Origin of the sequence: Mucilaginibacter sabulilitoris (assembly GCF_034262375.1) — a bacterium.
Classification (GTDB): Bacteria; Bacteroidota; Bacteroidia; order Sphingobacteriales; family Sphingobacteriaceae; genus Mucilaginibacter; species Mucilaginibacter sabulilitoris.
On the sequence record NZ_CP139558.1, the window covers coordinates 1,893,702 to 1,906,237 of the forward strand.

At 40.5% G+C, this 12,536-nt stretch carries 9 protein-coding genes; 6 read left to right on the top strand and 3 right to left on the bottom strand.

Translation table 11 applies throughout. The annotated features are described in order from the left end of the window. Positions 1–129: 129 nt before the first annotated feature. Entirely contained in the window at positions 130–384 is a 255-nt protein-coding gene (rpsT, locus tag SNE25_RS08160; protein ID WP_076374856.1) for a 30S ribosomal protein S20, read from the top strand. A gap of 471 nt (positions 385–855) precedes the next feature. On the opposite strand, the gene SNE25_RS08165 is transcribed toward rpsT, so the two are convergent. The 3 genes from SNE25_RS08165 to SNE25_RS31835 all read right to left on the bottom strand — a co-directional run bounded on the left by SNE25_RS08165 (position 856) and on the right by SNE25_RS31835 (position 3,570). Further along, on the bottom strand, positions 856–2,625 hold the full coding sequence (locus SNE25_RS08165; protein ID WP_321564606.1) for a hypothetical protein: 1,770 nt from the start codon (positions 2,623–2,625) through the stop codon (positions 856–858). Between the two features lie 2 nt (positions 2,626–2,627). Next, positions 2,628–2,963, bottom strand: coding sequence for a hypothetical protein (locus SNE25_RS08170; RefSeq protein WP_321564607.1), 336 nt, complete (start codon positions 2,961–2,963; stop codon positions 2,628–2,630). A gap of 388 nt (positions 2,964–3,351) precedes the next feature. Next, entirely contained in the window at positions 3,352–3,570 is a 219-nt protein-coding gene (locus tag SNE25_RS31835) for a helix-turn-helix domain-containing protein (protein ID WP_407666997.1), read from the bottom strand. 595 nt (positions 3,571–4,165) lie between these two features. Between SNE25_RS31835 and SNE25_RS08175 the strand changes: the two genes are divergently transcribed. The 5 genes from SNE25_RS08175 to SNE25_RS08195 all read left to right on the top strand — a co-directional run bounded on the left by SNE25_RS08175 (position 4,166) and on the right by SNE25_RS08195 (position 12,454). Next, complete coding sequence (locus SNE25_RS08175; RefSeq protein WP_321564608.1) at positions 4,166–5,785, top strand: hypothetical protein; 1,620 nt, start codon at positions 4,166–4,168, stop codon at positions 5,783–5,785. Then, positions 5,782–7,020 (top strand): hypothetical protein, encoded by a 1,239-nt coding sequence (locus SNE25_RS08180; RefSeq protein WP_321564609.1) that lies wholly within the window; start codon positions 5,782–5,784, stop codon positions 7,018–7,020. The genes SNE25_RS08175 and SNE25_RS08180 overlap by 4 nt, the downstream gene beginning before the upstream one ends. 297 nt (positions 7,021–7,317) lie before the next feature. Next, a complete protein-coding gene (locus SNE25_RS08185; protein WP_321564610.1) occupies positions 7,318–8,817 on the top strand; it encodes a glycoside hydrolase family protein in 1,500 nt (499 codons plus the stop codon). Between the two features lie 136 nt (positions 8,818–8,953). Beyond that, a complete protein-coding gene (locus SNE25_RS08190; RefSeq protein ID WP_321564611.1) occupies positions 8,954–11,203 on the top strand; it encodes a GH92 family glycosyl hydrolase in 2,250 nt (749 codons plus the stop codon). A gap of 36 nt (positions 11,204–11,239) precedes the next feature. Further along, positions 11,240–12,454: an MFS transporter gene (locus tag SNE25_RS08195; protein ID WP_321564612.1), complete on the top strand. Its 1,215-nt coding sequence runs from the start codon at positions 11,240–11,242 to the stop codon at positions 12,452–12,454. Positions 12,455–12,536: the final 82 nt, after the last annotated feature.

Below are 12,536 nucleotides of genomic sequence, written 5' to 3' on the forward strand. Positions count from 1 at the left end.
AATGCCATGCAGGTAAACACAGTTTATATAACTTTGAAATTTTAATAAAAAACCACTTGCATAATTAAATTTATCAACCTATATTTGCAGTCCTTAAAATAAATAGAAAAAGAATAACAAAGCTATACAATGGCAAATCATAAATCGTCTTTAAAAAGAATCAGGTCAAACGCTGCGAAGCGTCTGCGCAACAGGTACCAGGCTAAAACAACCAGGAACGCTATTAAGAAATTAAGAAACACCACTACCAAAGCTGATGCATCTGCTCTTTTAGGTAAAGTGATCTCTATGTTAGACCGTTTAGCTAAAAAGAACGTTATTCACAAAAACAAAGCTTCAAACAATAAATCAAAGCTTACTAAATTTGTTAATGGCTTAAGCTAATCATAGCTATAAAATATTAAAAAAGGGATTGTACCGCAGGTATGATCCCTTTTTTTGTGCATCCGGCACGGGTAGACAAAACGAACGCTCCTTATTCTCTTTTCTGGAGTCTTCGGATTACACCAGTGTTGCGAAGTTTATGACATCCAATGCGCCATTTTATAAGTTGGCGTCGATTTATGATTATCTCAATTTTAACTTTTATTCATTTTTATCATCCAAATACAATCCGGATTTTGCTGCTTGGAACAGGATTCGTTATGCTATGGAGGCAATTTAGCGTCAGTTCGATCAAAAAGTAAACGACTACATCAAAATTGTCAAGGCGATGGGCCTGCTCAATATTTTTGCAGCAGCCGGATTCAAACCAGCGCATAGATCAACAACAGTAATAATATATAAAATGAAATCCACGCTCCGGCTGCTCATAACAGTCTAAAAAATAAACCTATTTTTTACAAACACCACAGGTTATATATAAGTTATAAGACATGCACCGATTTTAGCATTTACCTGATTTGCTATATCCCTGATTATAAAAGATCTGTTAGCTGTTGTTACGCTGATAAAACGTGTCGCTTCGTTGTTATTGTTAACCGATGCATCAGTACCGGAAAGCGACAAAATAATATTGCCAGCTCCATCTTCCAGGTTGTAATTATAACTATCAGTAACCGTATTTCCTTCGATATATAATACGACATTTCTGATTCTTGCGCCAAGAGGCAGGTCGATTCCCAGTACGCCATTCGTAAAAGGAAGCTTTTTATCTGCTCCGGTAGCACAAACAATATGTGGACGGATATTGGCTCCTGACATTCCTATCGCATTATAATTAGCATTAATCGTATAGATCTTATAAGCTCCGCTTGATGTTTTAGTAGTTGTTGATTTACTGTCCTCTACAACCGCTATCCATTGCGTTCCTATGGTTGAAGAGCCGCCAAAGACAAACCGCGAATCCAAGTTATTAGTCAATTCAAAATTACATCCCTTATAATATGCTATACTGGAACCTGCCGCAGAGTAATTCGGACCAGATATTCTATCGTACTGATGTCTGCCGATTAAAGAACAGTTGTTAAAAGAAACAATCGGCCCTCCTGTAGTACCCGGATTGAAATATACCTGAGTTGTGTCGTTGATGCCGGTAACCAAGCTGGCCTGCGAGCCACAATCCACATTATCAAACGTTACATTGCCTATATTCCACTCACAATACATCAGGCTGCTATAGATCGTTTTATGTTCAAATCGCCCATGATGGATAGTAAAGCTGCATACACCCCGCGCTCTTGTGTTTCCTAACAAGTTAAACAAATAAGAAGTATTTGCCTCAACTGGCTTTTCAGGAGTCAGGCCGCTCCAATCACAACCCCAAAAAGCAAAATGTCCGCCTTTAGTACATCTGATATGTTCGCCGTCACTCAGCCAAAACTTACATTTCGATGCCCAGAAATTCAAAAACTGATCACTATCCGCTATATCCCACAGCGTTTTGCAATTCAGTGAAAAAGCGCAGGCTTCAAACTTCCATTCGCTGTTATTATTAGCTCCATTAGATCCTCTTACTTTAATTTGATTTTTCCAGGTTCCAAAAAAATCGCAATCGTGAAACATATAGTCCTGAGCTCCACCGTTGGCAGAACTGTAAAGCAACACATGCTTGGCATTGGTACCTATAAACTTTAATCTTTCAAACCGTACATACTGGAACTGATTTCCATTATACATCAGGATAACGTCTTCGTCTGTATTCGCGGGGGCTGATTCCGGGGCATCGAACTTAATTGCTGTTCTGTTGTCGCTGAAATATCGTAACCCAATCCTTCTGCCTCCACCAATGGCTACCGCCTGAGCCATCATTTTCTGTGGCTGGGCAATTCTAAAAACACCTGTCGGTGAATTGCACCGGATAGATAAGGTAATGGCGTCAGTACTGAGTCCTTCAATCGTGTTTTTATGACGGCCAACCCATTCGATCACTTTTGCAAAAGCTTCACTGTCATCTCCGCTGGGAGATCCGGTAGCACCGAATTGCATTACATCGAGTACCGGTATCCCCGCTGCCCGAAAATATTCCGTAACACCATTGGTTATAAGCTTTTTATATAACACCCCATCACATTTGGCATCGGTCATACCAGTTCCATCTGTATCAGTGGTTACTTTTTCGTAAGTTGTATAATCACCCGTATACCGATCCAGTACATCGTAAAGTGTATCGTTTGCTCTTTTCATTGTTAAATATCGAATACTTCATTTGAAAATGTTACCCTATTTTCATCCAATTGATAGTAAACAAGAGATACATCTGTATCATGCCCTGTTAACCCAGAAATATAAACCGTCTGCGCGCTATCAAACGCCTGGTTTATGGAGAAAAAATTTGCGGCTGTTCCATCAAGTGTAAAATCCCCAATTTCACTACCACCTGATGTAGTGCCTATATGAATGGTAAACACGACTAAGTCGCGGTTATCAAGCTGGATTCCTACCAGGGTGCTGAACTTTTTAAACACATCGGTGCAGACTATATCTGCACCGTTCAGAAGATATTGTTTTGATGCTATAATCATTTTTCTATCGTTTATGTCAAGTTGCCCAGAGAACAGGACAATTTTAATTTCATATGAATAAAGTTGACTTATCTACCATTTGAAAAAAGAAACACTTTTTGAGAAAACTATTATTAATTATTAATAGATGCAATAGGTATTTTCACTTAAAACCTGCCGTTTGATTAATTGCATGGTTTGCCCTCAATATAGGTTCAGGTGCTGCCGAATCGTTCCGTCTGAGAATTTGTGATCGTGAGCATCAGCAGGGTTTGTATTCCCGTTTGTCTCAGTCTAAATTCCGGATTGCAGTAACTTTCAGGGAGATCGGGCAACTGCGACAAGAACTCAAGTGTGTGTATACCGCAGTAGCTGCTCGGGTCCAAACGCCCGTACAATGCCTTTATTTTCAAATACTATACCATGCAAAACTCACGAAAACCGATTTGATTCGATTTTGCTTACTTAAAGCGTCCATCTGATAATTGATACGATTGAGCAGATATTGCCGGACCGCATCCTGCAATCCATCGATGCCGTACCGACGAAAACGCTGACGCCACTTATTGACTACCGGGCGGCTTAGACCAGTGAGTGTTATGATTTCATCAAGGCTCTTACCAGCCATGCCATCTTTAATGTCTGGAATATTGATCCATCATCGTCATTTCGAAAACTTTGGATCATTCCAATAAATTCATTGAAATGGCCCGTAAGAAAAAAACGAGACTAATTGAATTTGTGAATAGTTTGCAGGAGTTGACATATGGAGGGGAGGAATACAAATTTGCGATAATTGCAAACCACGAATATAATAGTTCTTCATTTTTTGACCTGGATAAGAAATAAACCCCCACCTGTTTATTTGAATCCTTCAACCTTTTTGGTCCTCATACTGCTCTTATTTAAGGCAAACTGCTTCGGATATCGGCCTGCAAAACGGGTTGTATCCGAAGAATTTTATTTTGATATCGCTTCACCCTTTTTTTAAGCGAGAAATCTCTATAATATAACCAACTATAAAGTGCCGTTGTAGACGAAACAGGAAGTCAACTATTGCATCAAATAAATAATCATCTTATTCGCTCAAATATTTATTTTTTAACCATGGAAGAACCAAAAATACCAGAAATTAAAGAGTCAGCATTGAATGATGTTCAGCAGCAGGGAGATTGTTGCGAACCGGTTTTATCAAATGATCCTGAATTTTTTGAAATTTAGTTATGACAAAAGTAATTTTTAAAACAGACGATATTTATAGCAATGTCCTCGATTCAAGTACTGGCGAAGTAGTCTCTTATTTAGAAACTTCGGTATATGCTGATGGGACTCCAATGGATGACAGTAAATGCGATGGAGTGCTATTCAAAAAACTTGTTGACGGCACCTATATCAGAAGAGCTATAAACAAAAATGAAATTTTACAAAAAACTCTGGATAATATCCGAGGTTCTTCTAACGCAGAAGTTGAGGTATATAACTATATAGCGTCAAAAGATAGCGAGCAGGAAATCATGTGGAAATTTGATCCCGCAGATACTACATCTGTGGATGACGGCATTCACATTATAATTACAAATACCGGCAAAAGGCTAAAAAGGGTTTCTTCAGTTAACATCGGAGATTACCATAACGATAGCGATATTGAGTATATCGATAGCCCTAATTTATTGGACCCAGGGAATGTATTACCCAATACGGGTATTTTTTCCGGAGGTGTGGGCGCAAATTACCCGACCCCCGCAGCCGGATATATTTGTGTAAACGACCCTATCCCGGTGGAGCCCGGTGAATATTATACAAAAAGTTTTCAGACGTATGATGCACCAATTTTTGGGTATGATGCAAACGGGGTATTTGTGGGAGTTATTACACCGGTCAAAACAACAACTGCAAGGACCATACTTATAGATGATGACTCTACCATAAGGGGTGTAAGGTTTGTTATTGCAGTTATTGAAGGTACCTGGTCAAGGGTAAATACCTGTCAGTTCGTTAAAGGGCAGGTACTTCCAGAACTCGTTATACCCTATCGCGGAGTCTCGAAATTTGAGGTGAAAGAGAAAACGTTTACAGACGACGATTACACACCAAATGGAACTGAAGAAACCGAGCCAACGATCGAAGGCTTCGTGGAATCATACTCTTTAGATAAACAGGCTTTTACAAATGGCGTATTCAAAGGACTTGAAAGAACTGCAGCCAACATAGGTTTCCATTCGTTTTCTTTTGGCGACAGGGCCGTTGCCTTAAAAGACTACGGCGTTGCTTTTGGAAAATATACCGCTGCCGGGAGGTATGCATTTACGGCCGGTATAGATAATAATGCTGAGGGTGATGGCTCTTTTACAGGCGGCATGAGAAATGCGGCGTCTGAAGGTGCAGCAACTACATTCGGAAAACAATCTAACGCTACCGGAGATGGTGCGTTTGCTGCCGGGGAGAACGCCAGGGCAAATAAAAGAAGAGCGGCCAATTTTGGATATAATACCTTATCAATAGCAGAAACAGCTTTCACGGCTAATGACGGTAACATAACGGAGAGTTACGCGGGCGCCACTTTTGGAAAAGGTAACATAAACAGGTCGGCAAGATGTTTTGTAGCCGGAAGTTATAACGACCCCATATTAACAGAGCCCGATATAGAAGATAGTCAAACGTCCGATAAGCCGCTTTTTATCATAGGTAACGGCACTGACGGCAGAAACAGGAAAAATGCGGCTGTATTGTATGCTAACGGCGATCTCAATCTTGAGGCAATAGTATTAAAATCCCCTAACGGAAGTAAATATAGAATTTCAGTAGACGATTCAGGCACTTTAAAAACAACTTTAATATCATGAACAAACCTAGATTAAGGTGGTTATGGGATAGCCCCTATTATGGATATTTAACTTATCCTCACTACAACGGTTTTTTTGGAGGCGGCAGATACATGGTTATCAGAAAGCAAGTCAATATATCTGATTCATCCCCATCTTTACATGTATACGATTTACAAAGGGATGTGTTTACCTTGTTTCCTAATTTGCCAAACGGAAACACTCTGATCGGGGGCTATTGGGATGTTCATTACGAGTCCGGATATTTCGTTTCTCCCGAGATAGAAGATCATGCCGATGAGCCCAACCAACGGATATGGGGTATAAATATCATGGATTTTATCACCACTGGTTTAATAAATTGGGAAATAATTTGGGAGGCCGTGCCTATAGGCCAATTTAAACCTACTATACCAGATAGCGCGTGTTCAATACATCCCAATGGCGCAAAGATAGCGTTCTCGTTAAATGTGCCCAAGCAAGCGGGAGATACGTACAGGCGACAATTGATCGAAGTAGATCTGATCAGAAAAACTCAAAAAACATGCTGTGAAGAAGCCTTCAATTTAAATCATGTCCATTATATGTCTTATGATCCTAATTGGATAATGTTTAGTAAAGATGAACCTTTTCTGAATCCTCAGCCCCCGCATGAGCGCGAGAACACACAAAGAGTTTGGGCGTACCATAGGCTAAAAGCACCCAATGGAATAAATTATATGCCGCAAGTATATCCAAGTTCCACCCGGATAACGCACCTGTCTCATGAAAAGGCAGGATACAACAAAGAAACTGTTGTTGCGATCACTTATGATGGGGTGGCAAATCAAAGGGGTGTTATGAAAAAGAATACTGATTATTTGTTTGCCAATAGGATAGCAGGAGGTAGATATCAACATGTAGACATCAGCAGAAATGGCAGGTGGACGGTAGCCTCAACTGATGAGGCATCACCGACCGGGGTCGGCAGTGGGTTTGATGTGCAAATTATAGATAATTTACTACCCAATATTATTTATGCCAATAAAGATACGGTTATATTGTCGGGAGGTGTAGACCAAAGATATTTAAATGTTGCACACGGCGAGGCGCATCCAATTTTTAGCCCGGATGGCAGATATGTTTTATTTCAGGCAGCAGGTGATTTTACCGATCCGATAAAAGCAAAGGGTCTGAAAATTGGAATAATCGACACCAGGAACGGTGATTATGACAGGGAGTTCGATCCCATAGCTTATGGAAGCCCAAGTGTTTAAGTTTAAAATACTTAATGTACCGATAGTCAAGCATTTATTATTAAAATATAAGTGCTTGATTATTTGGTGTGAAATAGATAAGAATATTTACAAGTCAGTAAGAGGCCTCATGTCCACTAAAAATGGTGCATGAAATGCGTATTTTGGAGTACAAGGCTTAACATTTGGTGCAAATCGGAACCGGCGGAGAAAATTTCTCTGCTGTTTTTTTATTTCTTATCAATCAATAATTGATCTATAAATTTCAAAAACGTGGTATTGAATAAAATTGCATTTTATGTGATATTTTATTGCATAATGTTTCCGGTGATAGGCAATACACAATCTTTAATAACCTATCCAGAGCCTGTAGCCAATTTCGAAAAAAAATCAGATCTGTATAAAGTTTCGGTGAGCAGAAATGGCATTACAAAAAATAGCTTTGTTTATGTAAGTCAAGCATCTGTTGGGGCCCCAAAATGGGAGTGGCAGGGGCAGGAAGGCAAATCTTTTCATTTTACTACTTTTTCATTTTCAGGTAAAGTAACTATATCGGTTACGAAAGTTAATTCCAACGCTACGGCTGCAACTATTCGCCCATATAGGGTGGGCCTTGGGACTATTGCCACCATTAAAGAGGCATCCGGGAGTAAGGTGACATTTACACTTAACCGATCGCGGAAAGTTTCGGTCGAATTTAATGATGATCCCCAAAACCGGCAGGTGTTAATGATCTTTGCAGACACCCTTGAACAGGCTTCCACCATTCCTGTGCAAACTTCTGCTAATGTTTATACCCCAAAGCCTGCCGATTCTTTAATTATACCTGCCGGCAAAAATGTAGTATGTTTTGGTCCCGGCGTTTACAATATTAAATACTTTCGCGTACCGGCAACGGTTAAGCAGATCTATATAAGTGGAGGAGCTTATTTGCGAGGGTATATTTTAGCCAATCGTACAGGCAATTCTGCATTGAAAATTAATGGCCGCGGGATTATCTCTAATGATCAATGGGCTTTTCATTACCCCGAAGTTGCCGATCCGCGTATCTCGTTATCAGGCGGCTGGTATAAATCTGTTGTGATAAATGGCGGTAAAGGGCATGTGGTTGAAGGGATAGCCCTGATTGATGGTTCGGCTTTCAACTTGGTTATGGCTGCAGATAGCTCCATTGTTAAAAATGTAAAAATACATGGGTTTAGGTATAACAATGATGGAATAACAATAGCCGGTAAAAATGATACCATAGATGATTGTTTTATAAGGGTTGGTGATGACGGGATTGTTGCCAATGGTAGCAGCAACTATAAGATTGAAAACTGTATTTTTTGGCATTTACGCGGTGGAAGTTGCATTCAATTAGGGTGGCGGCCTCATAATATTAATGGTAACAACATCATTCAAAACTGTGACGTCGTACATGCAGAATGGAGTGCGCCACAAACACAAAACTCGGGCTTTATAAACTATATGGGCAATATAGCAGGAGTAGCAGGTTATACCATTGAGAATTTCTTAGTTAAAGACATTTACTTTGATACAGAAGTTTTTAAAGTATTTGATATAAGAATGAACAGGGGGGCTGTGCGCACCCCTTTAAAGATCAATAATTTCGTTTTTAAAAACATTTATGCAAAAATCCCTGCGAAGCTGCCGGGATATGCTGTCTACCTGAACGGGTATGATGCTGACAACAGGATGTCGGGTATAAAATTTGATCATTTTTATATCAACGGTAATTTAATACATCAAAATAATTATAGACAGCAAGGCTATTTTAAGGTGGGGGATTTTGTTGACTCCCTGGTTTTTAATTAAGTTAATACATACCTGTCACCCGTACTATTAATTTTAATTTAATATGCTTCACCCTTTTTGTAAATGAATATCATCTAATAAGAACAAACTACCCTGGCAGGCCCGCTATACGGCGGTTTGATATGGTAAATAAATCATGAAGTATATAATACTAACATTTTTACTAGCCTTTGTTTTCTGTAACAAAAATGTATTAGCGCAAAAAAAGCAGGCTGTAGATTATGTGAATCCGCTTATTGGTACGCCGGCTGCAGGAAAGGGTGGCACAATGCCTAGTGTTGGTCCGCCTTACGCCATGACCAATTTTACCGCACAAACCCGCGCCAATAAAATGAAGGCCATGCCTTATGTTTATGAGGATACTACCATACGGGGGGTTATAGCTACCCACCAGCCAACAGTTTGGATGGGCGATTATGGCTATGTGTCCATAATGCCGCAGGTGGGCAAACTTGCTGTACAACCCCAACAACGGCAAATGAAATTCACACACCGGGACGAAGTTTCAACAGCCGCTTATTATTCGGTAAAAATGAATAACCAGCAGGGAGCGTCAATAAAAGCAGAAGTTGCAGCTACAGCAAGGTGCGGTATCATGAAATTCACCTACCCGGCTTCGGCACAAAGCCACCTTATTATCCATGGTATCAATGTAAACCCCGAAGAGGACGACAAGCAGAATAGATCAAACAAACGCAGCAAACTGCGTGGCTACGTTTATATAGATAAAGTTAATAACCAAATAAGCGGCTACAACCCCGACAGGACAGCCTATAATTTAGGGCCCGAACTCCCCAATTTTAAAGGTTATTTTATCATTAGGTTCGATAAAGCTATTATAGATTATGGCACCTGGAGCGAGGATACTATTTCTAAAGGGTCAGTAAGCCAGTATGGTAAAAATATAGGTGGGTATATCAGCTTCGCTACAAAAAAAAACGAAGTTGTTACAGTAAAAATAGCTACCTCTTTTATCAGTTTAAAGCAAGCCAAACAAAACTTAGATAACGAAATACCCGAGTGGGATTTTGACCGGGTTGTACAAGATACTCGCAGCAAATGGCAAAAAAACCTGGAAAGGATCAAAATAGATGGCGTTACCGATGATCAGAAAGCTATCTTTTATACGGCCATGTATCATACCATGCTGTTTCCGCGCGAATTTTCAGAGTATGGCAAATACTACAGCGCTTTTGATGATAAAATACACAAAGGTGTTTCTTATAACGATTATTCACTGTGGGACACCTTCCGCGCATTACACCCTTTACTCATATTTACACAGCCAGGTCGTGTCAACGATATGATTACATCTATGCTGCAGATGTATAAGGAAGGCGGCTGGCTACCTATGTGGCCAAATCCCGCCGAAACAAACATCATGATAGGCACCCATGCCGACGCCGTAATTGCCGACGCTTACGTAAAGAGTTTTAGGGGATATGATGTAAACCTTGCATACAGCGCCATGCGTAAAAACGCGATGATACCACCGGATAGCGATACCGGCAGACTGGGAGGCGACAGGGATGAATGGCTGGGTTTTGAAGGAAGGATAGGCTTAACCTATTATCATAACTTGGGTTATGTACCGTCGGACAAAGCTAAAGAATCTGTCTCCCGCACCCTGGAATATGCTTTGGATGATTATTGCATAGCACAGGTGGCTAAAAGCTTGGGTAAACGTAATGATTATGATGAACTAATTAAATGGTCTGAAAACTACAAAAACCTGTACAACAAGGAAACCGGCTTTATGACCCCCCGGAAACGTGACGGACAATGGGGCGGGGATATGAAATTCAGTTTTACCGAGGGCAGCCCCTGGACCTACCTGTTTTGCGTGATGCAGGATGTCCCGGGGATGATAAAAATGATGGGTGGCAATGAAAAATTTGCAGCCAAACTCGATCAGAATTTTATAGAGGGGCATTATTCCCATAATAACGAGCCAGGGCATCACTATGTGTATTTATACAACTATTGCGGGCAGCCATGGAAAACGCAGGAATTAGTGAGGCAACAAACACGTAATAACTATTTTAACAGGCCGCAGGGCATTAACGGTAATGACGATTGCGGGCAAATGTCGGCATGGTATATTTTTAGTGTTATGGGCTTTTATCCCGTGACACCGGCATCTGGTATTTATGCCATTGGCGCACCACAGTTTCCTAAAGTTATCATAACCATCAATATAGATCCTCAACCTAAAACCCTTGAAATTATTGCAAACAATATCTCTGAAGCAAATAAATACGTACAATCAGTTACATTTAACGGTAAAGTGTTAAGCGATTTTTTTATTAGTCATAATGAATTAATTAAAGGAGGGAAGCTGGTTTTTTTAATGACGGATAAACCAACAGGTAAAAATGGTAATTGATGGAAGGCAATAACGCAACATGGTATCTGAAAAAGCATGAAAAGTAAACTTCGCTGGATAATTTTAATATTGGTTTTTATTGCCACAGGGTTAAACTTTCTGGACAGACAAGTACTGTCTATTACCATCATAAAAATTCAGAAGGAATTTAACCTGAACAACGTGCAGTACGGCATGATCAACACCAGCTTTCTGATCAGCTACGCGCTCATGTTTACCATAGCGGGCAGGTTAACAGAATTGTATGGCGGTAAGATTGGCCTGGGCTTTTCGGTACTTATATGGTCGGTTGCCAGCAGTTTGCATGGGGTAATAGGTGGCTTTTACCAACTCATTATCGTCAGGTTTTTATTGGGTATGGGCGAGGGAGGCTGCTTCCCCGGTGCAGCCAAAACAGTAAGCGAACTATTCGGCGAAAAAGACAGGGCCTTTGCCAATGGTATAGCCATAGGCGGCTCGGCAATGGGGGCGGTTTTGGCCCCACCGTTAACCATATTAATTTCAAACAGTTTAGGCTGGCGATGGAGTTTTATTATACCGGGCATTATTGGCATTACATGGGTTATAACCTGGGTGTTGATTCCCTGGAAGAATGCGAAGATCGAAACCGCGCCGCTTATTATTAAAGAAAAAGCTTTTTCGTTTGTAGAGATCCTTAAAAACAGAACGGCACAGATCTTTATACTGATGCGATTTTTGCTCGATCCGGTCTTTTATTTTGTCATGTTCTGGATCCCCAAATATCTGAATGAACAACGGAGTGTCTCTTTCGAGGAAATAGGCCATTTGTTATGGATCCCATTTTTGGCGCTGGGGGTATCTAATATGCTCGGCGGCTGGATCTCTGACAGGCTGATTAGGAACCGCATATCCTTAAATAAGGCCCGTAAAGTGGTAATGGGTGTAGCCGCAGCGTTAACGATTTCTGCTGTGTTGGTGCAAAATGTTTCTTCTGTGGCTTTGGCTATCGGTTTAATGAGTGTGCTTTTGTTTGCGCATGGTTTCTGGATCACCAATTACATTACAGCAATAGCAGATGTATTTGGTGCAAGGGGAACCTCGACTGTTGTTGGTCTATCAGGCACCGCAGGCGCTCTTTCCGGCCTGATCATTAATCCATTTATTGGGTGGGTAGTGCAGCATTACTCCTATAGCCCGCTGTGGATCATCTGTGGCCTGTTGTACCCTTTGGCGTTTGTTATCTTTATTGTTTTTGTCCCTAAAATAAGCTCGTTGAAGCTGGCTTCATAAGCCGCCTTTAATTGCGATGTAATAAGAGTTATTGAATATTAAAGTTAGTGCGTTAATAAGTTAAAAATACATTAAACTGAAT